At 70.4% G+C, this 24,119-nt stretch carries 21 protein-coding genes; 13 read left to right on the forward strand and 8 right to left on the reverse strand.

Annotation, left to right across the window (positions count from 1 at the left end; genetic code table 11):
• Positions 1-4: 4 nt before the first annotated feature.
• The 4 genes from MWM08_RS08465 to MWM08_RS08480 are packed head-to-tail and all read right to left on the reverse strand — an operon-like array spanning position 5 to position 3,808.
• The gene (locus MWM08_RS08465; RefSeq protein ID WP_244459006.1) at positions 5-1,009 is read right to left on the reverse strand and encodes an ABC transporter ATP-binding protein; all 1,005 of its coding nucleotides are present in this window, start codon (positions 1,007-1,009) and stop codon (positions 5-7) included.
• Positions 1,006-1,977: an ABC transporter ATP-binding protein gene (locus MWM08_RS08470; RefSeq protein ID WP_244459007.1), complete on the reverse strand. Its 972-nt coding sequence runs from the start codon at positions 1,975-1,977 to the stop codon at positions 1,006-1,008. The genes MWM08_RS08465 and MWM08_RS08470 overlap by 4 nt, the downstream gene beginning before the upstream one ends.
• Positions 1,974-2,834, reverse strand: coding sequence for an ABC transporter permease (locus tag MWM08_RS08475; protein WP_244459008.1), 861 nt, complete (start codon positions 2,832-2,834; stop codon positions 1,974-1,976). Before MWM08_RS08475 ends, MWM08_RS08470 begins: the two co-directional genes overlap by 4 nt.
• Positions 2,831-3,808: an ABC transporter permease gene (locus MWM08_RS08480; RefSeq protein ID WP_244459009.1), complete on the reverse strand. Its 978-nt coding sequence runs from the start codon at positions 3,806-3,808 to the stop codon at positions 2,831-2,833. The genes MWM08_RS08475 and MWM08_RS08480 overlap by 4 nt, the downstream gene beginning before the upstream one ends.
• A 76-nt stretch (positions 3,809-3,884) precedes the next feature.
• On the opposite strand from MWM08_RS08480, the gene MWM08_RS08485 reads away from it, so the two are divergent.
• Both MWM08_RS08485 and MWM08_RS08490 read left to right on the forward strand, forming a co-directional pair.
• Positions 3,885-5,465, forward strand: coding sequence for an ABC transporter substrate-binding protein (locus MWM08_RS08485; RefSeq protein ID WP_244459010.1), 1,581 nt, complete (start codon positions 3,885-3,887; stop codon positions 5,463-5,465).
• Positions 5,462-6,163, forward strand: a complete 702-nt coding sequence (locus tag MWM08_RS08490; RefSeq protein WP_244459011.1) for a creatininase family protein — start codon at positions 5,462-5,464, stop codon at positions 6,161-6,163. Before MWM08_RS08485 ends, MWM08_RS08490 begins: the two co-directional genes overlap by 4 nt.
• A 1-nt stretch (position 6,164) precedes the next feature.
• On the opposite strand, the gene MWM08_RS08495 is transcribed toward MWM08_RS08490, so the two are convergent.
• Entirely contained in the window at positions 6,165-6,755 is a 591-nt protein-coding gene (locus tag MWM08_RS08495) for a glutathione S-transferase family protein (RefSeq protein WP_244459012.1), read from the reverse strand.
• Between the two features lie 96 nt (positions 6,756-6,851).
• On the opposite strand from MWM08_RS08495, the gene MWM08_RS08500 reads away from it, so the two are divergent.
• Positions 6,852-7,592, forward strand: a complete 741-nt coding sequence (locus tag MWM08_RS08500) for a dienelactone hydrolase family protein (RefSeq protein WP_244459013.1) — start codon at positions 6,852-6,854, stop codon at positions 7,590-7,592.
• Positions 7,593-7,694: 102 nt separating this feature from the next.
• Here the strand turns inward: MWM08_RS08500 and MWM08_RS08505 are convergent, their stop codons facing one another.
• On the reverse strand, positions 7,695-9,977 hold the full coding sequence (locus tag MWM08_RS08505) for a heavy metal translocating P-type ATPase (protein WP_244459014.1): 2,283 nt from the start codon (positions 9,975-9,977) through the stop codon (positions 7,695-7,697).
• A 169-nt stretch (positions 9,978-10,146) separates the two neighbouring features.
• Between MWM08_RS08505 and MWM08_RS08510 the strand changes: the two genes are divergently transcribed.
• From MWM08_RS08510 to MWM08_RS08545, 8 genes are all read left to right on the forward strand, one after another.
• Positions 10,147-11,334 carry an MFS transporter gene (locus MWM08_RS08510; RefSeq protein ID WP_244459015.1) on the forward strand — a complete coding sequence of 396 codons (1,188 nt, stop codon included), beginning with the start codon at positions 10,147-10,149 and terminating at the stop codon, positions 11,332-11,334.
• Positions 11,331-12,203: an MBL fold metallo-hydrolase gene (locus MWM08_RS08515; RefSeq protein WP_244459016.1), complete on the forward strand. Its 873-nt coding sequence runs from the start codon at positions 11,331-11,333 to the stop codon at positions 12,201-12,203. The genes MWM08_RS08510 and MWM08_RS08515 overlap by 4 nt, the downstream gene beginning before the upstream one ends.
• A 52-nt stretch (positions 12,204-12,255) precedes the next feature.
• Positions 12,256-14,370, forward strand: a complete 2,115-nt coding sequence (locus tag MWM08_RS08520) for an acetate--CoA ligase family protein (RefSeq protein WP_244459017.1) — start codon at positions 12,256-12,258, stop codon at positions 14,368-14,370.
• The gene (locus MWM08_RS08525) at positions 14,367-15,335 is read left to right on the forward strand and encodes a Bug family tripartite tricarboxylate transporter substrate binding protein (protein ID WP_244459018.1); all 969 of its coding nucleotides are present in this window, start codon (positions 14,367-14,369) and stop codon (positions 15,333-15,335) included. Before MWM08_RS08520 ends, MWM08_RS08525 begins: the two co-directional genes overlap by 4 nt.
• Before the next feature lies 1 nt (position 15,336).
• Positions 15,337-16,077: an enoyl-CoA hydratase/isomerase family protein gene (locus tag MWM08_RS08530; RefSeq protein WP_244459019.1), complete on the forward strand. Its 741-nt coding sequence runs from the start codon at positions 15,337-15,339 to the stop codon at positions 16,075-16,077.
• Between the two features lie 3 nt (positions 16,078-16,080).
• A complete protein-coding gene (locus MWM08_RS08535; protein WP_244459020.1) occupies positions 16,081-17,202 on the forward strand; it encodes a CaiB/BaiF CoA transferase family protein in 1,122 nt (373 codons plus the stop codon).
• A 146-nt stretch (positions 17,203-17,348) separates the two neighbouring features.
• Entirely contained in the window at positions 17,349-18,509 is a 1,161-nt protein-coding gene (locus MWM08_RS08540; protein ID WP_244459021.1) for an acyl-CoA dehydrogenase family protein, read from the forward strand.
• A gap of 31 nt (positions 18,510-18,540) precedes the next feature.
• A complete protein-coding gene (locus MWM08_RS08545; RefSeq protein ID WP_244459022.1) occupies positions 18,541-19,509 on the forward strand; it encodes a tripartite tricarboxylate transporter substrate binding protein in 969 nt (322 codons plus the stop codon).
• Here MWM08_RS08545 and MWM08_RS08550 read toward each other — a convergent pair.
• Positions 19,496-21,025 (reverse strand): AMP-binding protein, encoded by a 1,530-nt coding sequence (locus tag MWM08_RS08550; protein ID WP_244459023.1) that lies wholly within the window; start codon positions 21,023-21,025, stop codon positions 19,496-19,498. The genes MWM08_RS08545 and MWM08_RS08550 overlap by 14 nt on opposite strands.
• A gap of 107 nt (positions 21,026-21,132) precedes the next feature.
• On the opposite strand from MWM08_RS08550, the gene MWM08_RS08555 reads away from it, so the two are divergent.
• Together MWM08_RS08555 and MWM08_RS08560 are read left to right on the forward strand one after the other, a co-directional pair.
• Positions 21,133-21,840 carry an NUDIX hydrolase gene (locus MWM08_RS08555; protein ID WP_244459024.1) on the forward strand — a complete coding sequence of 236 codons (708 nt, stop codon included), beginning with the start codon at positions 21,133-21,135 and terminating at the stop codon, positions 21,838-21,840.
• Positions 21,841-21,854: 14 nt separating this feature from the next.
• Positions 21,855-23,060, forward strand: a complete 1,206-nt coding sequence (locus MWM08_RS08560; RefSeq protein WP_244459025.1) for an LLM class flavin-dependent oxidoreductase — start codon at positions 21,855-21,857, stop codon at positions 23,058-23,060.
• A 72-nt stretch (positions 23,061-23,132) separates the two neighbouring features.
• Here MWM08_RS08560 and MWM08_RS08565 read toward each other — a convergent pair whose 3' ends face one another.
• On the reverse strand, positions 23,133-24,098 hold the full coding sequence (locus MWM08_RS08565; protein ID WP_244459026.1) for a Bug family tripartite tricarboxylate transporter substrate binding protein: 966 nt from the start codon (positions 24,096-24,098) through the stop codon (positions 23,133-23,135).
• Positions 24,099-24,119: the final 21 nt, after the last annotated feature.

Consider the following 24,119-nt stretch of genomic DNA (forward strand, 5'->3'; position numbering starts at 1 on the left):
CTGTTCAGGCGTGGTGGCAGGCGACCTCGGCCGCGCCATGCGCGGCAAGCAGGGGGCGTTCGCGGCGGCACAGGTCGGTGGCGCGCGGGCAGCGCGGGTGGAAGGCGCAGCCCTCGGGCGGGGAGAGCGGCGAGGGGAGTTCACCGGCGATCGGGCGGAAGCCGACGGCATCGGCATCGAGGCGCAGCTTCGGCACGCTGTCGAGCAGGCCTTGGGTGTAGGGGTGGCGCGGCGTGGCGTAGATCTCCGCCGCCGGGCCGATTTCCACGATGCGGCCGAGGTACATGATCGCCACGCGATCCGAGACATGCCGTACGACCGACAGGTCGTGCGAGATGAACAGGCAGGTCAGGCCGAGCGCGGCGCGCAGGTCGAGGAACAGATTCAGCACCTGCGCCTGGATCGAGACATCGAGCGACGCGACCGGCTCGTCGCAGACCAGGATGTCGGGCTTCATGGCCAGCGCGCGGGCGATGGCGACGCGCTGGCGCTGGCCGCCGGAGAACTGATGCGGAAAGCGCGTGGCGACGGCCGGGTCGAGGCCGACGCGCGCCAGCCAGTCCGCCACGAAGGCAGGCGCGGCCGCGCGGGTGATGAGGCCATGCGCGATCGGCCCCTCGCTGATCGTGGCGTCGATGCGCCGGCGCGGGTTGAGCGACGCGAAGGGGTCCTGGAACACGGTCTGGATGCGCGTGGTGGTCTTGCGGCCGCGACGCATGATGGGGGCGCCGTCGATCGCGACGCTGCCGGAGGTCGGGCCGAGGATGCCGGCCACCAGGCGACCCAGTGTTGATTTCCCGCAGCCTGATTCACCGACCAGGCCGAGGGTCTCGCCGCGGCGGATCGTGAAGGAGACGTCGGTGACGGCGCGCACGGCGCGGGTCTCGACGCGCGCGCCGAAGGCGGCGGCGATGCGATCGCCGATCGACAGATGCGGGTCGAAGCGGCGGGTGAGGGACGTGGCGGCGACGATGTCCGTCCCACGCGCCGCCGGCGCGATGTCGGTCATGCCGCGGCGTCCAGCGGGTGGTGGCACAGCGCGTGGCGGCCGGGGCGGTCCACACGCGGCGGTGGCGTGGCGCAGGCTGCATCGGCATGGGCGCAGCGCGGCGCGAAGGGGCAGCCGGTGGGCAGCGCGAGCAGTGACGGTGCGCTGCCGGGAATCTGCGCCAGACGCTGGCCGGGCTTCGCCATGGCGGGCAGGCTGTCGAGCAGCCCGCGCGTATAGGGGTGCAGCGGCGCGCGCAGCACGGCGCCGACCGGGCCGCTCTCCACGATGCGCCCGGCGTACATGACCAGCACGCGGTCGGCGAGGGAGGAGACCGTCGCGAGGTCGTGGCTGATCCAGATCAGCGCCGTCCCGGAATCGCGGGCGATAGATTTCATCTCTGCCAGGATCTGCGCCTGGATCGAGACATCGAGCGCGGTGGTCGGTTCGTCCGCCACGATCAGTTCCGGCCCGTTCAGCAACGCCATGGCGATGGCGACGCGCTGGCGCATGCCGCCGGAGAATTCGTGCGGGTAGTTGTTCAGGCGCGTCGCGGCCTCGGGAATGCCGACGCGCGTCAGCATGGCGCCGGCGCGTTCGGCCGCGGCGCGGTCCGAGACGCGGCCATGCGCCTGGAGCGCGAGGGCCATCTGCGTGCCGATGGTCAGCACCGGGTTCAGCGTGGCCTGCGGGTCCTGGAAGACCATGGCGATGCGCTTGCCGCGGATGGCGCGCATGCGGTCCTCCGGCAGACCGACCAGTTCCTGGCCGGCAAAGCGGATGGACCCGCCGGCGATGCGACCGGGCGGATCGACCAGTCCGATCAGCGAGAAGCCGGTGACGGATTTGCCCGACCCGCTTTCGCCGACCAGGCCGAGGATCTCGCCGGGGGCGAGCGAGAAGGACACGCCATCCACCGCGCGCGCGACGCCCGCGCGCGTGAAGAAATGCGTGCGCAGGTCGGTCACTTCGAGCAATGGCGCGGTCATCGGCGCAGCCGCGGGTTCGTCTGGTCGCGTAGCTGGTCGCCGACCAGGTTGATCGAGACAACCAGGACGATCAGCGCGATGCCGGGATAGACCGAGATCCAGGTCCGTCCGCTCATCATGTACTGGAAGCCGTTGGCGATCAGCATGCCGAGCGAGGGTTCGGTCGGTGGCAGCCCGAGGCCGAGGAAGGACAGCGTGGCTTCCAGGGAGATCGCATTGGCGACCTGCACGGTCGCCACCACGATCAGCGGCGGCAGGACGTTGGGCAGGATGTGGCGGAACACGATGTGCAGCGTGGATAGCGGCGTGGCGGCGGCGGCCTCGACATAGTCCTTGCGGCGTTCGGCGCTGGCGGCGCCATAGGCGGTGCGCGCGAAATACGCGTATTGCGCGGCCACCAGCGCGATGACCAGCTGCGTCTTGCCCTGGCCCAGCACCGCCACCAGCACCAGCGCGAGCAGGATGGCGGGGAAGGAGAGTTGCAGGTCGACCACGCGCATGATGGCGGTCTCGACCCAGCCGCCGGCCTGTGCGGCGAGGATGCCGAGCAGCGCGCCGATGGCCAGCGAGACGGTGCCGGCGGCAAGCCCCATCTGCAGCGATATCCGCAGCCCGTACAGGATCGCCGAGAACAGGTCGCGCCCCTGCGCATCCGTGCCCAGCACATGCACGTAGCCGTTCGACCCCACGAAGCCCGGCGGCCGGCGCGCATCCATCAGGTCGAGGCTCGCGAGGTCGTAGGGGTCCTGCGGCGCGAAGATCGGCGCGGACAGCGCGGCGCCGACGATGACAAGGACCACCACCAGCGCCAGCAGGGCTACGCGGTTCTCGGCGTATTCGCGCCAGAAAGCCTTCATGCCGCCGCCCCGCCGCGCCGCAGTCGCGGGTCGAGCAGCGCGTAGGAGAGGTCAACCACGAGGTTGATGGTGACGAACAGGAAGGCCACCAGCACCAGGTAGGCGACCATCACGGGCCGATCGAGCGAGGTGATGGAATCGATGATCAGCTTGCCCACGCCCGGCCAGTTGAAGATGGTCTCGGTCACCACGGCGAAGGCGAGCGTGGAGCCCAGTTCCAGCCCGAAGACCGTGACGATGGGAATGGAGATGAGGCGCAGCACGTGCCGCCGCAGGATGGTGGCGTCTGAGAGCCCGGCCGCGCGGGCGAACTTCACCGTGTCGGTCAGCATGATCTCCCGCGTGCCGGCGCGCGACAGGCGGATCATCATCGCCAGCTTGAACAACGACAGGTTCAGCGCCGGCAGCACGAGGAAGGAGAGGCCTTCCAGCGACAGGAAGGACCAGCCGATGCCGAACACGTCCACCAGCGGCCCGCGGTCTCCGGCCGGCAGCCAGTCGAGGTTTACCGCGAAGGTCAGGATCAGGATCAGCCCGACCCAGAAGGTCGGCACCGAGAAGCCCAGCACCGAGACCGCCATGATCGCGCGCGAAACCGCGCTGTCGGGCCGGTAGCCGGCGTAGATGCCCAGCGGCACGCCCGCCAGCGTGCCGATCAGTACCGCCGCCAGCGCCAGTTCCAGCGTGGCCGGCAGGCGCGACAGGATCAGCTGCAGCACCGGCATCCCGAACACGAAGGACGTCCCGAAATCCCCGCGCAGCAGCCGCCCGAGGAAGGCCAGGTATTGCTGCCACAGCGGCAAGTCCAGCCCAAGCCGGCGGATCGCCGCCTCGCGGATGTCCTGCGTGGCGTCGGGTGAGATCAGCACGTCGATCGGATTGCCGATCGCGTAGACGCCCACGAACACGAGCGCGGACATCGCGAGCATGACAAGGGCGGCCTGCAGCAGGCGCTGGATGACGTAGCCGAGCATGGCCTGGACTATCGGGGCATTTACAGGCGGCGCAAGGCATTCCAGCATCCCGCGCATCAACGGGGAGACAAGAACCATGCGCAGTCTCGCACTCGCCACTGTCGCGCTTGGCGCCATCCTGGCCGGCGGCGCATCGGCGCAGACGCTCACCATGGGCGTGATCGCCGGGCCCGAAAGCATCGACCCACATTTCACCGCGACCGGCACCCATGCCGAATCGTTGGCGCATGTGTTCGACACGCTGACTCGATCGGGCGACCGGCTGCAGATCGAACCTGGCATCGCGGAATCCTGGTCGGTGGTGAACCCGACCACCTGGGAATTCCGCCTGCGCCGCGGCGTGAAGTTCCATGACGGTTCGGACATGACGGCGGAGGATGTCGCGGCGTCGATCCGCCGCATGCAGACCCTGTCCGGACCCAACCCAACCAGCATCTATGTGCGGCGTGTGCGCGAGATCCAGGTGGTGGACCCGCACACGCTGCGCGTGGTGACGGACGGGCCGGCGCCCACGCTGCCCAACGACTTCATCCGGCTTTTCGTGGTCTCGGCGCGCGCCACCGCCGGGCTGACGCCGGAAGCCTCGAACGAGGCGTTCAATTCGGGCCGCGCGGCGATCGGCACCGGCCCCTACCGCTTCGGGTCCTGGACGCCGCGCGAACAATTCACGGTCGAACGCAACGACGCCTATTGGGGTGGGCGCCCGGCCTGGGCGCGGCATGTCCGGCGCGAGATCTCCAACCCCGCTGCGCGCGTGGCGCAACTGCGCACCGGCCAGGTGGACATGATCGTGCGCGTGCCGGCGGCGGATGTGCCGACGCTCGAACGCGATCGCGCGATCAGCGTGGTGAAGGCCGAGACGGTCTATGTGTTCAACTTGGCGCTCGACCAGCGCGAGACCACGCCGCAGGTGACCGCGCGCGACGGGTCGCGGCTGCCCGCCAACCCCTACCGCGACGCCCGTGTGCGCGAGGCGATCGACCTCGCCATCGACCGCCGCGCGTTGGCGGAAGTGGCGATGGAAGGCATGGGCACGCCGCAGGCGCAGATGGTCACGCCAGGGATCTTCGGATTCAACCCGGCCATCCAGCTGCCCACGCCGAACGTCGCGCGCTCCCGGCAATTGCTGGCCGAGGCCGGCTATCCGAACGGCTTCCGCATGGTGCTGAACTTCACCAACAATCGCCTGCCCGGCGACAATGGCGTGGGTACCTCGATGGCGCAGATGCTGGCACGCATCGGGATCGAGGTGCAGGCGGCGGGCCAGCCGGCGGCGGTGATTTTTCCGGCGCGCGCGCGGGGTGAACTCTCCAACATCATCGCTGGTTGGGGCACGCTGACCGGCGAGGCGAACTACTACTACGCGGCCAATGCACACACGAACAACCGCGAGCTGCGCCTGGGCGCCTTCAACTGGAACGGCTTCTCCAACCCCGAGATCGACCGGCTGATCCAGGCGGCGAACGTGGAACTGGACGACAAGAAGCGCGAGGAACTGCTGCAGCAGGTCGGCGCGCTGTTCACCGCGCAGCGGGTGGTGATCCCGATCGCGGCGGTGGGCTCGGCCTGGGCGATGCGGCGCGACCGCGCCGCACTGCGTGTCGGGCGGTCGGACGAGGAGACCTACGCCTGGGACGTCTCGCCAGTGACGCGATGAGGATCGCCGACAGCAACTGGCGCGACATCCAGGCCTACCTCGCGCAGGACGACCGCTGCGTGCTGCCCTTTGGCAGCACGGAGCAGCATGCGGGGCTGTCGCTCTGCGTCGATGCCATCCTGGCCGAACGCGTTGCGATCGAGGCGGCGGAACCGCTCGGCGTGCCGGTCTTCCCCGTTATGCCGTTCGGGCTCGCGCCGTACTTCGCAGCCTTTCCGGGCAGCGTCAGCCTGCGCGTGGAAACCCTGCTGGCGGTCGCGCGTGACGTGATCGCCTCTGTCGCGGCCTCAGGCTTCCGTCGCATCCTGATCGTCAACGGGCATGGCGGAAATGCACCAGTGGGTGCGCTGGCGCAGCAGATCATGGCCGAGGATCCGCGCCTGTCGCTCAGGTTCCACAACTGGTGGAACGCGCCCGCGACCTGGGCGGCCGCGCAGGCCGAGGATCCGTCCGCCAGCCACGGCAACTGGTTCGAAAACTTTCCCTGGACGCGCCTTGCGCATGCCCCGGCCCCCGAGGGGGCGAAGCCCAGCGTCGATCTCGCGCTGATGAAGGCCAGCCCGCCGGTGCGGGTGCGCGAGATGCTGGGCGATGGCAGTTTCGGCGGCGCCTGGCAGAAGCCCGACGCCGCCATGGATCGGATCTGGCAGGCCGGCGTGGCGGAAACCCGCGCGGCGCTGCAAGGCCCCTGGCCGTGATTCAGCCTGGCGGGACGGTCTTCGCCATGGCCGGCATCGCCGACACCTTCGCGTACCAGGCCTCGAGCTTCGGATGGCCGGGCCGCCACGGTTCGTGCGGGTAGCGGAAATCGAGGTAGCCGAGCGCGCAGGCGACCGAGACATCGCCGATCGTCTCGAGCATGCCCAGGGTTTCGTTCTCCAGCACTGCCAGCGCGCGCGTCACCTTCAGTTGCTGCTGCGCGATGTAGGTCACGCGCCCTTCGTCCTGCGGCAGCGCCACTTCGCGCCGGCGCGGCTGCGTTGCGTCCAGGATGCCGTCGCCGAGTGCGGCCAGCGTCAGCGCGCGCCAGCGCGCGGGGCCCGGCGCGGGGATCAGTTTCGGCGCGTCGCCCACGCTGTCGAGGAACTCGCAGATCACCGGGCTGTCGTACAGCGCCATGCCGTCATCCGTGATGAAGGTCGGCACCTTCGACAGCGGGTTCACGGCCGCCAGCGCAGGGTCGGCCGTCGCAATGGTCCAGTACTCGATGCGATCGTCGATGCCGCGCAGGATGGCGCAGACATGGCACTTCCGCACGTACGGGCTGTTGGGCGAATAGGCGAGCTTCATGGACTGCGGTTCCTCCGATGCAGGTGACGCATCCTCCCGCGCCCATCGCCATCCGTCCAGGCGGCGGGTAGCCTTCCCGCCTCAGAGGACCAGCCGATGATCGAGACCACCACCGACATCCCCACGTGCGACGGCGCGATGGAGACCTTCATCGTCCGCCCCGAGCGCGGCGCGCCCGCGCCGGCGGTACTGATGCTGATGGACGCACCCGGCATCCGCGAGGAACTGCACGACATGGCGCGCCGCCTGGCCACCTGCGGCTACTGCGTGCTGCTGCCGAACCTGTATTACCGCGCGGGGCGCGACACGACATTCGGCCCCGGCGTACTGACCCTGGGCGACCCCGAGCGCGACCGCATGCGCGCCATCCGCACCAGGATGACCATCCCGCCGGTGATGGAGGACGTGGCCGCGATGCTGGCCTTTCTCGACCGCGAGGGCATCGCCGCAGCCGGGCCGGTGGGCGCGCATGGCTACTGCATGAGCGGCCCCTATGCGCTGGCCGCTGCCGCGCGCTACCCGGGTCGCATCGCTGCCGCAGCGTCGTTCTACGGCACCTGGCTGGTATCGGATGCCGAGGAAAGCCCGCACCTGACGCTCGGCAAGGGCCGCGCCGAACTGTACATCTCCTGCGCCGAACATGACGAGCTGGCGCCGCTGCCGATGGTGGCCGAGTTGCGCGCGCTTTTCGATGCATCGGGTGCTGCGGGCGAACTGGAAATCCATTCCGCCGTCCACCACGGCTTCGCCTTCCCACAACGCTGGTGCTACGACAAGCCCGCGGCGGAGCGGCACTGGGAACGGCTGATCGCACTGTACCGGCGTAGGCTCGGCTAAAGAATCGCGCGCTCAAACGGAATCCTGAGAGCGGGTAGAGATGCTCGCGAAAAAAAAAAAGGCTAGGGTCGTTGCAGTGAGCCAAGGCGAACGAAAACTGCTCTAGCGCAGGTCGGCCAGCATCTCCTCCTCGATGCCCAGATGCAGCCGGAGCAGTGCTTCAAGGGAAAACAGCGTGCGGCGCAGTTCGGGTGCCGCTACGTGCCAGCTCTCCCCTTCGGCCAGGCGCAGCAGTGCGGCGAGGCGCTCGACCTGCGCCTCGATCTCCGCATGCATCCGGATCAGCGGCGCCATCGGGTCCTGGCCACCGAGCCGCGCGGCAGCCTCGGGGTAGAGCGCGCGTTCCTCCGCGCGCTGGTGCGGCAGCAGGTCATCGCGCAGCCGCGCGACAATCTCCGCGAGGTGCGGTGCGGCGTCGTCGGCATCGATTGCCTCGCCCGCGCTGCGCAGGCTCTCCGCGAGTTGTCGCAGGCCCGCATGTTCGGCCCGCCGCTCCTCGATGCCCGCCTGTGGCGGAAGGTCTGCGCCAAGCCGTTCCTCGGCGCCCGGGCGCAACGCGGTAAGGGCATGCAGGATGGCGAGGACGTCGATGCCCTCCTGCAGCACTGCGCCGGCCAGCGGCGTGAGGAACCCCAGCGCGGCGGCCACCATCGCGACGCCGGACAACCCCATGCCGATGCCGATCGCCTGCAGCGCGACGCGGCGCGACCGCCGCGCGATGGCGATGGCTTCGGCCGCGCGGTCCACGCGGTCGACCAGCAGCACCACGTCGCCCGCTTCCGCCGCCGCGGCCGTGCCCGCCGCGCCCATGGCGATGCCGACATCCGCGGCTGCCAGTGCGGGGGCGTCGTTCACGCCATCCCCGACCATGGCGGTGGGCGCTGCGGCGGCTTCGGCCCGCACCAGCGCGATCTTGTCGGCCGGTGATTGGTCGGCAAACACCTGGTCGAGGCGCAGCGCGCGCCCGACGGCCTGGGCCGCCGCCGCACGGTCGCCCGTGACCAGCGCGATGCGCCGGACGCCGAGCGCGCGCAACCGCCGCACCGCGCGTGGCGCATCCGGCCGCAGCCCGTCCGACATGACGAAGGCGGCGGCGATGCGCCCGTCCATCGCCAGCCACGCGATCGACCCCGCCGCGACGGCGACCTGCGCGACCAGGCCGAAGCCGTTGCGCGGGTCGATCCCGGCAGCGTGCAGGAAGCCCTCGGAGCCCAGCATCAGCGTACTTGCGTCAACGCGCCCCATGACGCCGCCGCCGGCCACTTCCGCGGCGTCCTGCGGCAGCGGTGGGTCGATGCCGCGCGCGACCGCGGCGGCGACCAGCGCGGCCGAGACCGGGTGCGTCGACGCCTGCGCCAGCGCCGCCGCGAGGCGCAGCGCGCCGTCGCGCCCCAGCGCCGGGTCGGCATCGATGGCCGCCAGGCGCGGCTGCCCGGGCGTGAGCGTACCGGTCTTGTCGAACAGCACGGTGCGGATGCGCGCGAGGCGTTCCAGCGCCCCGCCGCCCTTCACCACGATGCCGCGGCGCGCCGCGCGTCCGATTCCGGCCACCAGCGCCACCGGCGCGGCGAGGATGAGCGGGCAGGGTGTCGCGACCACGAGCACCGCCAGCGCGCGCACCGGATCGCCCGACAGCGCCCAGGCACCGCCGGCCAGCACGGCGGTGGCGCCGACGAAGCCCAACGCCCAGCGGTCCGCCATGCGCGCCAGCGGGGCGCGCGCCGCGGCGGCCTCCTGCGTCAGGCGCAGGATGGCGGCATAGGTGCTGGCGGCGGCATCCTGCGTGGCGCGCATGCGGAAGGCCGCCCCGGCATTGACGCCGCCACTGCGCAGCGCCGCGTGGCGGCGGAACGTGGCGGGCAGCGGTTCGCCGGTCAGGGCGCTCTCGTCGAGCGTGGCGGCGTCGTCCTCGAGCGTGCCGTCGGCGGGCACCGTCTCGCCGGGGCGGACCAGCAGCAGGTCCCGGGGGCGGATGTCGGCGACGTCGATCTCGCTGATCGCCTCGCCATCGATGCGCGCCGTGCGGCGCGGCGCGCGCGCCATCAGCGCGGTCAGCGCGCCGGTGGCGCGGCCCTCGGCCCAGGCTTCCAGCGCCTCACCGCCGGCAACCATCAGGCCGATCACGGCGGCTGCCGCGGCTTCGTCCAGCGCGACCGCGGCGAGGATGGCCGCAAGCGCCACCGCATCGACGCCGATCCGACCGCCCGCGAGCGAGCGCACCAGCCCGATCGCGACATGCACCGCGACCGGCAGCGCCGCGGCCGACCACAGCCAAGCCGCGGCCGGTCCGGCGCCCAGCAGCAGCGCAAGGCCGCCCGCAACCAGACCCGCGAGGACCCAGGCGAGAAGCAGGAAGCGGCGCATCGATGCTGGTGCCGGGGTCATACACGTCATCCTGCCATGGCCGGCGCATCGCGCCCTTGTCCGGGATCAAGTGCGGTCGTTGCCGGTGCGGTCGCGCGGGCGGCGTCGGCGGCCCTTCGCAGTAGCGCCCGTGTGGGCCTATCGTGACCACCTGGCACCGCCACGGAGCATCATGCGCGCCGACCGACCCATGAAGCTGCTGCTGATCGTGCTGACCGCGATGTTCCTGCAGCAGACCTTCGCGACGCTCGGCCGGTCGCTGCCGCCCATCATCGCGCCGGCGATCCTGGCCGATCTCGCGATCGATCCGGCGTGGCTCGGGATCTATGTGGCGGCGGCCGCACTCTCGGCCTTGCTGTTCCAGCTTGGCTGCGGGTCGTTCATTCTGCGCTATGGCGCGATGCGCATGAGCCAGGTGGCGCTCGTGCTGCTCGGCATCGGCATGGCGGTGGCCACCGCGGGGCCGGCCTTCCTGTTCCTGGTCTCGGCGGTGATCGGCGGCGGCGCGGCGGCGATGTCGACGCCGGCGAGTTCGCATTTGCTCGGGCGCTATTCGCCGCCGCGGCAGGCGCCGCTGGTCTTCTCGATCAAGCAGACGGCGGTCCCGGCGGGGCTTCTGGTGGCGGGCATCCTGGGGCCCTGGCTGACGGGGCTGACCGGGTGGCGCGGGGCGCTGCTGATCGCCGCCCTGTCCTGCCTGGTCTTCGCCGCGATGCTGGAACCGCTGCGTGCGGAATTCGATGCCGACCGCGTGCCGACACAATCCTTCCGCCTGTCGGATTTCCACACCACGATACTCAACGTCATGGCGAGGCCCGACCTGCGGCGCCTGTCCTTCGCGTGCTTCGCGTTCAACGGGCTGCAGACGGTGTTCACCTCGTACTTCGTGGTGGCGCTGGTGGAGCTCGGGCATGGGCTTGTCGCGGCGGGGCTGGTCTTCTCGGTGGCGATGGTGATCGCGGTGCCGGGGCGCATCTTCTGGGGCTGGCTCGGCAGCGGGCGGGTCGATCCGGTGGTGGTGATGTGCTGGCTGGCGCTCGGCATGGCGGGCGGCACGGCGATGATGGCGTTGCTGGGGCCGTCCTGGCCGCTGCTGCTGATCGGCGTGGTTGCGACGATCCTGAGCGCCACCGTCATGTCCTGGCACGGCATCCTGCTGTCTGAGGCGGCGCGGCTGGCCGTGCCGGGCCAGGCGGGTGCTGCGACCGGCGGCGTGTTGTCCTTCGGGCAATTGGGCGGGCTGATCCTGCCGCTGGTCTATTCGGGCGTGCTGATCGCCACCGGCAGCTACGGGCTGGGCTTCGCGGTCTGCGGGCTGCCGGCGCTGGTGGTGGGAATCGTGCTGTTGCGCGCGGAACGGGAGGCGGACAACCGATGACGAATGGCTTCGCGTTGGGCGACATCACGGTGCAACGGATCATCGAGGAGGAGACGCCGCTCTTCGACCCGCTGACCTTCTTCCCGACGCTGACGAAGGAATTGCTGGACGAGAACCGCGCCTGGCTGGAACCGGCGGCGCTCGATCCCGTCACCGGGAAGCTGGTGCTGGCGATCCAGTCCTGGGTGGTGCGCACGAAGCACCACACCATCCTGGTCGATACCTGCGTCGGCAACGACAAGGACCGGCCACTGCACCCGTTCTGGAACCGGCTGCGCGGCGATGGCTACATGCGTGGCCTGGCGGCGCTTGGCCTGAGCGTGGACGACATCGACGTGGTGATGTGCACCCACATGCATGTCGACCATGTCGGGTGGAACACGCGGCTTGAGAACGGCGTCTGGGTGCCGACCTTCCCCAAGGCGCGCTATGTGTTCTCGGCGGCTGAATTCGCGCATTGGAACGCCGAGAATGCGAAGGCGCCGGTGCTGCCCTTCGCCGATTCCGTGCTGCCCATCGTCGCCGCCGGGCGCGCGGAGATGGTCGCGGACGACCACGCCATCACGGACGACATCCGCCTGGAGGCCACGCCAGGCCACACCCCGCACCATGTCGCGCTGCGCGTCGGCCGCGGCGACCATGACGCCTTGTTCACCGGCGACCTGATCCATTCGCCCCTGCAGGCGCGTTATCCAGAGATCTCGATGCGCGCCGATTTCGACCCGGCGCAGGCCGCCGTCACGCGCCGCCGCGTGCTGGAGTGCGCCTGCGAGGCGCGCACGCTGCTGTGCTTCGCGCATTTCCCCTCGCCATCCCGCGCGCGGCTGTCGCGCTGGGGCGACGGGTTTCGCGCCGAAGCCGTGGGCTGACGCGGGCGATTTCCTGGCCTAGCCTGTCCGGATCCCGCGGATGGAGACGGGCGTGGAGGAAGCGGAAACCGGGCGCCCCCTGCCCATCGCGCGCATCATCGCGCCGCGATCCGTCGCGGTCGTGGGTGCCTCCGACGATGTCGGCAAGTTCGGCGGCCGGGTCATCCATTACCTGCTGAAGCACGGCTTTCCCGGCCGCATCCTGCCGATCAACCCGAACCGCGCGACGATCCGCGGGCTGCCGGCCTTCCCGCGGGCTTCCGCCGCACCGGAGCCGCCGGATGTGGCGATCCTGGCCGTGCCGGCCTCGGCGCTGGAGGCGCAGGTCGCCGATTGCGCGGCGGCCGGCGTGGGGGCCTGCATCGTGATCACCGGGAAACTGGCAGAGGCCGGGCCGGCGGGTGCTGCCTTGCAGGAGCGCGTGCTGGCCATCGCGCGTGGCGCGCGGATGCGGCTGGTCGGGCCGAATTGCCTGGGCATCTTCAACCCGGTCGATCGCGCCATGCTGTCCTCCTCGCTGGCGCTGGAGGAAGACGACTACCGCCCCGGCGGCATCGGCATGGTCAGCCAGTCCGGCGCGCTGATGGGAACGCTGCTGTCCTTCGGGCATCACCACGGCGCGCGCTTCAGCCGCTGCGTGTCGGTGGGCAACCAGGCGGACCTGGCGCTCGAGGACTTTCTCGATTTCCTGGTGACCGACGACGCCACGCGCGCCATCGCGCTGTACATCGAGGGACTGCGCGACCCGCGCCGCTTCCGCGCGCTGCTGGGCGGGGCGCGCGCTGCCGGCAAGCTGGTCTTCATCGTCAAGGCCGGGCGCAGCGAGGCGGGTGCGGCCGCCGCGCGCAGCCACACCGCCAGCCTGGCCGGCGCCTTCGCCGCCTTCGAAGCCGTCTGTCGCGCCGAGGGCGCGGTGGTGATGCAGGACCCGCAGGCGATGGTGCTCGCGGCCGATGCGGCGCTGCGCCTGCCGCCATGGCCGGCAGCCGGGCTGGGGCTGGCGCCCATCGCGTCCTCTGGCGGCAGCACCGTGACGTTTGCCGACATGCTGCCGGGGCATGGGCTGCGGCTGGCGCGCATGGCGGATGCGACACGCGCGGTGCTGGCGCGCTGGATGCCCGAGAGCCACATCCATCTGCCCGTCGATACCGGATCCTTCCACGAGGGCACCAGCGGTGACGGCCTGGCGGAGTGCATCCGCGCCTTCATGGCGGACCCCGATGTCGGCGCCGTCGCGGTGCCGATGACGACGCAGCCGGACATGGCCGGGCGCGCGGCACTGCTGCCGCCGCTGGCGCGCGCGGGCGGCAAGCCGCTGTTCTACGTGATGTCGGCGGGCAAGGTCGGCGATGCGTCGCGCGTGGCGATGCGCGCGGCGGATTTCCCGTTCTTCGACCGCGTCTCGGATGCGCTGGCGGTGATGCGCGCGCTGGATGAGGCGGCGGCGGGGCGTGCCGTGCCGCCGGCACCGGAGCGGCCCGCCGGCATGGCCCCGGCACCGGCGCTGCCCGGCGGCGCGCTCACCGAAGGCGAAGCGAAGCGCCTCGTTGCGTCCTGCGGCATCGCCACCACGCGCGAAACCGCGGTGCAGTCGGCCGAGGAGGCCGTCGCGGCGGCGGAGGCCATCGGCTACCCGGTCGTACTGAAGGGCGTCAGCCGCGCCGTGGTGCACAAATCCGACGCCGGGCTCGTGCGGCTCGACCTGCGTGACGACGCGGCGCTGCGCGCAGCCTTCGCCGAGGTCTCGTCGCGGCTCGGGCCGGACGCCGAGGGCTGCGTCGTGCAGGAGATGGCGCGCGGCGAGGCCGAACTGTTCCTCGGCGCGATCCACGACCCGCAATTCGGCCCGATGGTGCTGGTGGGCGCCGGCGGCATCCTGGTGGAAGTGCTGCAGGATGTGTGCATGGCGCCGGCGCCGGTCTCGGCCGAGCAGGCGCGCGCCATGATCGAGGGGCTGCGCGTCGCACCCGTGCTGGCCGGGCTGCGCGGCCGCCCCGCCGATACCGGCGCTGCGGCCGATACGCTGTCACGCCTGTCCTGGCTGGCGGCGGAGCTTGGTCCGCGGCTTGTCGAACTCGACATCAATCCGCTGATCCTGCGCGCGGCAGGGCAGGGGGCGATCGCCGTTGATGCCCGCGCCACACTGGCCAAGGAGGAAACGCCATGAACACGCCGCTTCATCGCCGTGCCCTGCCGCTGCTGGGCGCCGGCTTGCTGGCACGCCCCGCCCTGGCCCAGCCGGTTTGGCCGCAGCGCCAGGTCACGCTGGTGGTGCCCTATCCGCCCGGCGGCAGTACCGACAATGTCGCGCGGCCGCTGGTGCAGGAATGGTCGCGCATCATCGGCGAGACCATCGTCATCGAGAACCGCGGCGGCGCCGGTGGCACGATCGGCGCCGAGCTGGTGTCGCGCGCGCGGCCTGACGGGCAGACGCTGCTGCTGTTCCCGACCGCGGTCTTCACCATCAGCCCCACCATGATGCGCCCGCCCTACGACGCGGACCGCGACTTCGTGCCGGTCGCGCGGGTTGCGAGTTCGGATGCCTTCGTCATCGTGAACCACGCCGTGCCGGCCCGCACCATCCAGGAACTGGTCGCGTATGGCCGCGCAAGGCCGGGGCAGTTGCGCTTCGGCTCGGCGGGTAACGGCACCATCACGCAGCTGCAATGCGAGATCTTCGGGGAGGCGGCGGGCGTGCGGCTCGAACACGTGCCCTATCGCGGGTCCGGGCTGTCGGTGAACGACCTGGTGGCGGGGCATATCCAGATGATCTGCGACCCCGCCGCGCTGCCGCAGGTGCGCGACGGACGGCTGCGCGCGCTGGCGAGCTTCGGCGACACGCGGCACCCGGAATTCCCCGACGTGCCGACCCTGATGGAACTCGGTCTCGCGGAGCGCGGGGCCATGTCGTGGTTCGGGATCGCCGCCCCCGCCGGGCTGCCGCCGGCGCTCCGCGCGCGCATCGCCGCGACGCTGGAGGAGGCGCTGAAATCCGACCAGGTCGCCCGTGGCATGGCGATCGGTGGCCTGCGCCCCGCCTTCGAGACCGGCGAACCCTTCGCCAACCGTATCATGCGCGATCGCGCGATCTTTGCGGATGTGATCCGCCGCACCGGAGCAGGAGTGAACTGACGTGGAACTGGTGACTGTCACGGACGAAGGCCCCATCCGAATCGTGGCGCTGAACAACCCGGCCAAGGGCAATGCGATCAGCAAGCCCATGGCCGAGCAGGTGCAGCGCCTGATGCAGGACTTCGAGCGCCGCGAAGACCTGCGCGTTGCGATCATCACTGCGACCGGCACGCGCGCCTTCACCTTCGGGGCGGATGTGGCGGACCCGCCGGAGCTCTGGCGCGCCATCCCGACCGTTGGTTTCAAGCCGCTCAAGCCCGTGATCTGCGCCGTCGAAGGTTGGTGCGTCGGCGGCGGGATCGTGCTGGCGATGATGTGCGACCTGATGGTCTGCGGCGCCGGCACGAAGTTCTACTACCCCGAGGCGAAGCTCGGTCTGACGGGGGGCATGATCGCGGGGCTCGTCTCGCGCATTCCGCACAAGGTCGCGATGGAGATCATGCTGCTGTGCCGCACCGTGGACGCGGCGCGCGCGGAGCGCATCGGCCTCGTGAACGAGGTGGTGCCCGAGGGCCAGGCGCTGGACACCGCGCGGCAATGGGCGACGGAACTGTGCGGCATGGCACCGATGGTGCTCAGCGAGATCAAGCGCATGGTGACCGAGGAGATCATCCCGCGTGGCCCGTCCGAGCAGATGGCGATCCATGGGCAGCGCATGTCGGCGATCCGCGCCTCGTCGGATTTCGCGGAGGGCAAGGCGGCGTTCCGCGAAAAGCGCCCGCCGCGCTTCGAAGGGCGGTGAGCGATGCCGGGGCCGCTGCAGGGGCTGCGCGTGGTCGAACTCGCCGGCATCGGTCCCGGACCGTTCTGCTGCATGATGCTGGCCGACCTGGGCGCGGAGGTGCTGCGCATCGACCGGCCCGACGGGCCGCCCGGCGGGCATCCGGCGGATGTGCTCGGGCGCGGGCGGCGCAGCGTGGCGTTGGACCTGAAGCGGCCCGAGGCGATCGCCGCCGTGCTGGCGCTGGCGCAGCGCGCGGACGTGCTGGTGGAGGGCTTCCGGCCGGGTGTGACGGAACGGCTTGGCCTGGGGCCGGACGCCTGCCATGCGCGCAACCCGCGCCTGGTCTATGGCCGCATGACGGGGTGGGGACAGGACGGGCCGCTGGCGTCGGTGGCGGGGCACGACATCACCTACATCGCGCTGACCGGCGCGCTGTGGTCGATGGGGCGCGCGGGCGAGCGGCCGGTGCCGCCCCTGAACCTGGTGGGGGATTTCGGCGGCGGCGGGATGCTGCTGGCCTACGGCATCATGGCGGCATTGTTCGAAGCCCAGCGCAGCGGCCGCGGCCAGGTGGTGGATGCGGCGATGACCGATGGGTCGGCCACGCTGATGGGCGCCTTCTTCGGGCAGCTTGCGCAAGGGCGCTGGAAGAATGCGCGGGAGAGCAACCTGCTCGATGGCGCCTGCCCCTACTACGACACCTATGAATGCTCGGACGGGATGTATGTGGCGGTGGGCGCGCTGGAACCGCAGTTCTTTGCGCTGCTGTTGAAGGGGCTGGGGCTGGATGCGGCGCGCTTTGCGGATCGCACCGACCCCGCGCGGTGGCCGGCGATCCGCGCGGAATTCGCGGCGATCTTCGCGAGCCGTCCGCGTGAGCACTGGGCGGGCGTGTTCGACGGCAGCGACGCCTGCGTGGCCCCCGTGCTGGACCTCGAGGAAGCGCCGCGGCATCCGCATAATGTCGCGCGCGGGACGTTCCTGGCGCGCGGCGGCGGTGCGCAGCCGGCGCCCAGCCCGCGTTTTTCGCGCACGCCGGCGGCCGAACCCATGCCAGCACCGCGGCGCGGTGCCGATGGCGCCGCGGCGCTGGCCGATTGGGGCCTGGAGGCGTCGATGATCGGCGCCGCGCTGGGCGGCTGACACCCGCCCGCGCCAGGGGCCTCAGCTGCCATCGTTGCCGGCGACGCTTCTAGCCTTTTGTTTTCGCGAGGATCTTCACCAGATCGGATGATTCCAACGGATCGGGATCTGCTCTAGGCTGGCGGCAATCAAACAAGGAACCGTCCATGGACACCGCCGCCCCGCCCGTGGGCTCCGCGCGCAGCGTCTTCAACACCGATCACGAGATCTTCCGCACGCAGGTTCGGCGCTTCTTCGAACGCGAGATCGTGCCCTTCCACCGCGACTGGGAACGCGCCGAGATCGTCCCGCGCGAGGTGTGGCTGAAGGCCGGTGCGGAAGGCTTGCTGTGCCCGATGATGGCCGAGGAACACGGCGGGGCGGGTGCCGATTTCGGCTATGCCGCCATCATCATCGAGGAGATCGCGCGCACCAATGCATCAGGGATCGGCTTCCCGCTGCATTCCGACATCGTGGTGCCCTACATCGAGGAATTCGCGCTGCCGCACAAGAAGCGCGAATGGCTGCCGCGCATGGCGCGCGGCGAGATCATCACCGCCATCGCCATGACCGAGCCCGGGATGGGGTCGGACCTCAAGGCCGTGAAGACTCATGCGCGGCGCGATGGGTCCGACTGGGTCATCAACGGATCCAAGACCTTCATCTCCAACGGCCAGAATTGCGGGCTGGTGATCGTCGTCTGCAAGACCGACCCGGGCGCGGGCCGCAAGGGCATCAGCCTGATCTGCGTCGAGGAAGGCACGCCCGGCTTCACCAAGGGCCGCAACCTCGAGAAGATCGGCCTGCACGCTGCCGATACCTCGGAACTGTTCTTCGACGATGTGCGCGTGCCGGCGGAGAACCTGCTCGGCGAGGAGAATGCCGGCTTCTCCTACCTCATCAGGAACCTGCCCCAGGAACGCCTGGTCATCGCCATCCGCAGCGCGATGTCGATGGAGGTGATGCTGCAGAAGACCATCGACTACGCCAAGGACCGCAAGGTTTTCGGCCAGACAGTGTTCGACTTCCAGCACAACCGCTTCAAGCTGGCGGAACTGCGCGCCCAGGCGAACATGTTCCGTGTGTTCTGCGACCATTGCCTGGCACTGCACATGAATGGCGGGCTGTCGATCGACCTGGCGGCGCAGGCCAAGTTGCTCGGCACCGAGATGCAGAACCGCCTGCTGGACGACTGCCTGCAGATGCATGGCGGCAATGGCTACATGGCCGATTACGAGATCGGCCGCGCCTGGGCCGATGCGCGCGTCGGCCGCATCTATGGCGGCAGTTCCGAGATCATGAAGGAAATCATCGCGCGCACGCTGTGACGCGACGATGCAACAACCGGGAGGACCACGAATGACGACCATCACCCGCCGCGCCGTGCTCGGCACCGCAGCCGCCGCGCCCTTCGTGCACGGCGCCGTGGCGCAGGAGCGTTTCCCCAGCCGCCCCATCACCATCTACGTGCCGTTCCCGGCCGGCGGGGCGACCGATGTGCAGATGCGATCCTTCGCCGAAGCCGCGACCCGCCATTTCGGCCAGACCGTGCTGGTCGAGAACCGCCCCGGCGCAGGCAGCACGCTCGGCGCGGCCGCGGTGGCGCGCGCGCGACCCGACGGCTACACCGTCTCGCAGATGACGCTGCCGGCACTGCGCCTGCCGCACATGCAGCGCATGCCCTATGACGTGACCAAGGACTTCACGCCGATCATCCACCTGACCGGCTACCTGTTCGCCGTCGTGGTGCGCGCCGAGAGCCCCTATCAGACCTGGGCTGACCTGGTAGCCGATGCACGCCGGCGCCCGGGCCAGGTGCGCCTGGGCAATACCGGCGCGAACGGCACGCCGCACCTGACGCTGGTGGATCTCGCGGAGCGCGAGCGCATCGAGTTCGTGCACGTGCCCTTCCGTGGGGAGGGCGACATGACGCCCGCGCTGCTCGGCGGGCATATCGAGGGCGGCGCCAGCGGTTCGGGCGTGGGCCAGCTGGTAGATGAGGGCAAGCTCCGCTTCCTGAACGTGTGGTCGCGCGAACGTTCGCCGCGCTGGCCGAACGTGCCGACGCTGATCGAACTCGGCTATGCCAACATGGTGGTGACATCGCCCTATGGGCTGGTGGCGCCGGCGGGGCTCGACCCCGCGATCCGCCGCGCGCTGCATGATGGCTTCAAGGCGGCGCTGTACGACTCGGCGCATATCGCGACGCTGCGGCGGCTCGACCAGCCGCTGGAATACCTCGACAGCGAGGCCTATGCGCGGAACATGATCGAGGTCTACGAGCAGGAACGCCAGCGCGTGGAACGCCTTGGCCTCAGGACGGGCTGAGGTAGCGCTCCTTCAGGATCCTGCGCAGCAGCTTGCCGGCCTCGCTGCGCGGGAGTTCGTCCACGAATTCCCACGAGCGCGGGCGCTTGGGGCCGGCCAGGTGTTCGCGGCACAGCGCCTCCAGCGTCGCCTGAAGGCCATCCCCGCGGCCGCGCGGCACGATAACCGCATGCACCTGCTCGCCGAATTCGGCATGCGGGATGCCGACGATGGCGACCTCGGCGACGTCCGGATGCCGCGCGATGACGGCCTCGATCTCGGCCGGGTAGATATTGACGCCGCCGGACAGGATGAGGTCGGCGCGGCGGTCGGACAGGTACAGCCAGCCTTCATCGTCCACGCGGCCGAGGTCGCCAAGCGTGGCGCGGCCCTGCGCGTCATAGGCCGCGGCGGTCTTCTCCGGCGCGTTGTGGTACGCGAAGCGCGGCGCGCCGGCGAAGCAGATGCGTCCGACCTGGCCAGACGGCATGTCGCGGCCCTCGTCATCGACGATATGCAGCGTCACGCCGTTTACGGGGCGGCCCACCGTGCCGGGCCGTAGCGGCCAATCCTGCGGCGAGACCACAGTCGTGCCGACGCTCTCGGATCCCGCGTAGTATTCCCAGATGATCGGACCCCACCAGTCCATCATCCGCTGCTTGACGCCGACGGGGCAGGGGGCGGCGGCGTGGATCGCGATGCGATGCGACGACAGGTCGAATCGCCGCCGATCGGCATCCGGCAATGCCAGAAGGCGCACGAACATGGTCGGCACCCATTGGCTGTGGGTGACGCCGTACTGCTCGATCAGTTCCAGAGCGCGCAGCGGGTCGAACTTCGCCATCACCACGACGGTGCCGCCTTCGGCGATGGTGCGGCGGATGGTGAAGCTGTGCGGTGCCGCGTGGTACAGCGGCGCAGGGGAGAGGTAGGTCATCCCTGGCCCGCAGGCATAGAGGGTCTTCCAGGTCATGTCCCAGTCCGGCGCCAGGCGGTTCTCCCACGCCACGAGCGGGCGCTTGATCCCCTTCGGCAGGCCGGTGGTGCCCGAGGAGTAGAGGAATTCGCGCCCGACCGGGCGCTGCGGCAGCGGGTGGGCGGGGGCCGCGACGATGGCGGCCTCGAAGCCGTCATAGCCCGGCAGCCCTTCGCCCACCGCGAAGCGCGGCACGCTGCCGGTTGCACCTTCGCGCAGCATGGCGGTCGCGAGGTCGGCAACGCCCGGCGAGACGATCACCGCCTTCGCACCCGCATCGCCCAGCATGTAGGCGACCTCGCTCGGCCGCAGATGCACCGACAGCGGCGTGTAGTAGAGCCCCGCGCGCCGGCAGGCGAAGGCGACTTCGAAGAATTCCGGCCGGTTGTCCATCAGCATGGCGATGCCGTCGCCTGGCTGCAGGCCGAGTGCGACCAGCCATTGCGCGATGCGTGTCGCGCGCGCGTCCAGTTCGCCGAAGGTGATGGCACGCCCGAGATCGGGGAAATGCGCCGCGACCTTGTCGGGCGTGGCCTCTGCCCAGCGCGCCAACAGCGCCATGCGGTTCCTCCCCTGCGTTTCGCGCAAGCCTGCTGTCGCGCGATGGCCGCGTCAACGACGCCGACGCGCCTTGCCGTAGCAGCCCGGGCGCGCTGCAATGACGCGTCATGGCCGAACCGGTTCCCGCGCGACCTGCCTCCACCGTCCTGCTGCTGCGCGACGGCGTGCAGGGCCTCGAGGTCTTCATGGTGGTGCGCCACCACCAGATCGACTTCGCCTCGGGCGCGCTGGTGTTCCCCGGCGGGCGGGTCGAGGCGGCGGACACGGTCCTGGCGGGGGGCGATCCAGAAGCGGCGTTCCGCGTCGCGGCGGTCCGCGAGACCTGGGAGGAATGCGGCATCCTGCTCGCGCAACCTGGCACGCCGCCGTCGGCCGAGGGTGACTTCGCCGCGATGCTGGCCGCGCGGGGCCTGGTGCCCGATGCCGGCGGGCTGGCGCATTTCGCGCACTGGATCACGCCGATCCCGGTGCCCAAGCGGTTCGACACGCATTTCTTCCTCGCTGCCGCGCCGGAAGGCCAGGTGGCGCTGCATGACGGGCAGGAGGCTGTGGACAGCGTCTGGATCCGCCCCGCCGATGCGCTGGCCGCGGCCGAGGCGGGGTCGCGCAAGGTCGTGTTCCCGACCCGGATGAACCTGCAGAAGCTGGCGCGGCACGACAGCGTGGCGGAGGCGTTCGCGATGGCCGCCGCGACGCCTGTCGTGACCGTGATGCCGCAGATGCGCATGACCGAGGCCGGGCGCGTGCTGCGCATCCCGATCGAGGCCGGCTATGGTGCCGAGGAATTCCTGGCGGGCGACCCGCCGTCGATGTGATGAGGGATCAGCCCATGGCTCCGCGCCGCCTGCGCTTCGGCATCTTCCTGGCACCCTTCCATCGCGTAGGCGACAACCCGACGCTCGGGATCGAGCGCGACATCAACCTGATCGAGTGGCTCGACCACCTCGGCTACGACGAGGCCTGGGTCGGCGAACATCATTCGGCGGGATGGGAGACCATCGCGAGCCCCGAGATCATCATCGGCGCCGCGGCGGAACGCACCAAGCACATCAAGCTGGGCTCCGGCGTGACCAGCCTGCCGTATCACCACCCGCTGCTGGTCGCGCAGCGCTTCGTTCAGCTGGACCACATGACGCGCGGGCGCGTGATGCTCGGCTGCGGTCCGGGCGCGCTGGTGTCGGACGCCTACATGATGGGGATCGACCCGGCGCACCAGCGGCGGCGGATGGATGAATCGCTCACCGCCATCACGCGGCTGCTGGCGTGCGAGGCGCCGGTCACGATGGAGACCGACTGGTTCACGCTGCGCGAGGCGCGTCTTCACCTCGCGCCGTATTCGGAACCGTGCTTCCCGATCTCGGTCGCGTCCTCGACCACGCCCTCGGGCGTGCTGGCTGCGGCGAAGCACGGGCTGGGGTTGCTGTCGCTCGGTGCCGGGCTGCATGGCGGGCCGAAGATGCTGGCCGAGCAGTGGCGCGTGGCCGAGGCCGAGGCCGCGAAGCACGGCAAGACCATGGATCGCCGCAACTGGCGCCTGGTGGTGAACCTGCATTGCGCCGAGGACGACGAACGTGCGCTGCGCGATGTCCGTGTCGGCGAAGTGCAGGAGACGCTGACCTATTTCAGCGAAACCCTCGGCCGCCCGCCGATGCGATCGGAGGACCCGCTGCGCGACGGCCTGGCGATGGGCTCGACGCTGGTGGGTTCGCCCGAGACCGTCGCGGCGGGCATCGAGCGGCTGCTCTCCTACACCGATGGCGGGGCGGGCGGCATCCTGTTCCGCGCGCATGAATGGGCGGATCGCGAAGCCACCTGGCGGTCCTTCGAACTGTTCGCCCGCTGGGTCATGCCGCGCTTCCAGGGCACGCTGGCCATGCCGCAGCAGTCGCGCGACTGGGTCAGTGCCAATCGCGAAACCATCTTCGCGCCAAACATGCAGGCGCTGAAGCAGGCCTTCCGCGATGCGGGGCAGCAGGCGCCGGAATTCTCGCGCCTGGAACTCCACACCGGGAAGGTGGATCTGCCGAAGGTCTAGAGCCGATCCCGATCAGATGCTCCCATCCGATCGGGTGAATTTAGGCGTGGCGACAAGCGGCGCGAGGCGGCTCTAGTTGATGGTGAGGTTGAGGCGACGGATCACGGCGCCTTCCTCGACAATGATGCGCTGGACCGATGCACGGTAGTCGTCACTGTTCATGTAGATGACCGGCATGTCGAAGCGTTCCAGCACCGCCAGGTGCGCGGGGTCGTTCAGCGCGGCCTTGAAGGCATCGTGCAGCACGCGCACCACGCCCGGGTCCATGCCCTTCGGCCCGGCCAGGCCGTAGGGCGAGGCGGAGACGATGTCGAAGCCGCTCTCGCGCAGCGTCGGCACATTGGGGTAGCGCTTGGCGCGCTCGGCGCCCCAGGTGACCAGCAGGCGGAACTGCCCGCCATCCACCAGCGGCCCCCACGACGTGCTGTCCGCCATCGCCTGCGTGCCACCGGACAGCAGCGACGCCGCGTTGTCCGAACCGCCACGGAAGGGCACGTGCAGGAACTCGATGCCACGCTCGGCGGCGATGCGTTCCATGGTGATGTGCAGCGTGCTGCCCACACCGGGCGAACCATAGGCGACCTTGCCCGGGTTGGCCTTCGCGTAGTCCAGGAACTGCTGCCAGGTCTGCCAGGGGCTGTCGGCCTTCACCACCACGCCGAACAGGTAGCCCGTCAGGTGGATGATGTAGGTGAAGTCCCGCATCGGGTCCCAGGTGGGACGCGATGTCATCATCGGGAAGCGGAAGGCGGTGATCGGCAATTGCCCGACCATGTAGCCGTCGCCGCGCGCCTCGGCCGCCATCATCTGCGCGCCGAGCGTGCCCGAGGCACCGCCGCGGTTCTCGATCACCACCTGCTGGCCGAGATGACGCGTCGCGACTTCCGCCAGCGCGCGCAGCTGCCCATCGGTGGACCCGCCGGGCGGCCAGGGCACGATCAGGCGGATGGGGCGGCTGGGAAAACCGGCCTGCGCGATGGCGGGCGCGGCAAGCATTGCGCTCGACGCTGCAATCAGGCTGCGGCGCGTGATGGTCATGGTCTTCCTCCCGTTTGGTTC

Origin of the sequence: Roseomonas fluvialis, from assembly GCF_022846615.1 — a bacterium.
GTDB classification, from domain to species: domain Bacteria; phylum Pseudomonadota; class Alphaproteobacteria; order Acetobacterales; family Acetobacteraceae; genus Neoroseomonas; species Neoroseomonas fluvialis.

Bases quoted from the DNA above. Each gene is read 5' to 3' on its own strand.
- MWM08_RS08505 (WP_244459014.1), bottom strand. From the start codon at position 9,977: ATGACCCCGGCACCAGCATCGATGCGCCGCTTCCTGCTTCTCGCCTGG.
- MWM08_RS08480 (WP_244459009.1), bottom strand. From the start codon at position 3,808: ATGCTCGGCTACGTCATCCAGCGCCTGCTGCAGGCCGCCCTTGTCATG.
- MWM08_RS08535 (WP_244459020.1), top strand. From the start codon at position 16,081: ATGCCGGGGCCGCTGCAGGGGCTGCGCGTGGTCGAACTCGCCGGCATC.
- MWM08_RS08545 (WP_244459022.1), top strand. From the start codon at position 18,541: ATGACGACCATCACCCGCCGCGCCGTGCTCGGCACCGCAGCCGCCGCG.
- MWM08_RS08470 (WP_244459007.1), bottom strand. From the start codon at position 1,977: ATGACCGCGCCATTGCTCGAAGTGACCGACCTGCGCACGCATTTCTTC.
- MWM08_RS08540 (WP_244459021.1), top strand. From the start codon at position 17,349: ATGGACACCGCCGCCCCGCCCGTGGGCTCCGCGCGCAGCGTCTTCAAC.
- MWM08_RS08490 (WP_244459011.1), top strand. From the start codon at position 5,462: ATGAGGATCGCCGACAGCAACTGGCGCGACATCCAGGCCTACCTCGCG.
- MWM08_RS08525 (WP_244459018.1), top strand. From the start codon at position 14,367: ATGAACACGCCGCTTCATCGCCGTGCCCTGCCGCTGCTGGGCGCCGGC.
- MWM08_RS08465 (WP_244459006.1), bottom strand. From the start codon at position 1,009: ATGACCGACATCGCGCCGGCGGCGCGTGGGACGGACATCGTCGCCGCC.
- MWM08_RS08475 (WP_244459008.1), bottom strand. From the start codon at position 2,834: ATGAAGGCTTTCTGGCGCGAATACGCCGAGAACCGCGTAGCCCTGCTG.
- MWM08_RS08550 (WP_244459023.1), bottom strand. From the start codon at position 21,025: ATGGCGCTGTTGGCGCGCTGGGCAGAGGCCACGCCCGACAAGGTCGCG.
- MWM08_RS08565 (WP_244459026.1), bottom strand. From the start codon at position 24,098: ATGACCATCACGCGCCGCAGCCTGATTGCAGCGTCGAGCGCAATGCTT.
- MWM08_RS08555 (WP_244459024.1), top strand. From the start codon at position 21,133: ATGGCCGAACCGGTTCCCGCGCGACCTGCCTCCACCGTCCTGCTGCTG.
- MWM08_RS08560 (WP_244459025.1), top strand. From the start codon at position 21,855: ATGGCTCCGCGCCGCCTGCGCTTCGGCATCTTCCTGGCACCCTTCCAT.
- MWM08_RS08510 (WP_244459015.1), top strand. From the start codon at position 10,147: ATGAAGCTGCTGCTGATCGTGCTGACCGCGATGTTCCTGCAGCAGACC.
- MWM08_RS08495 (WP_244459012.1), bottom strand. From the start codon at position 6,755: ATGAAGCTCGCCTATTCGCCCAACAGCCCGTACGTGCGGAAGTGCCAT.
- MWM08_RS08515 (WP_244459016.1), top strand. From the start codon at position 11,331: ATGACGAATGGCTTCGCGTTGGGCGACATCACGGTGCAACGGATCATC.
- MWM08_RS08500 (WP_244459013.1), top strand. From the start codon at position 6,852: ATGATCGAGACCACCACCGACATCCCCACGTGCGACGGCGCGATGGAG.
- MWM08_RS08485 (WP_244459010.1), top strand. From the start codon at position 3,885: ATGCGCAGTCTCGCACTCGCCACTGTCGCGCTTGGCGCCATCCTGGCC.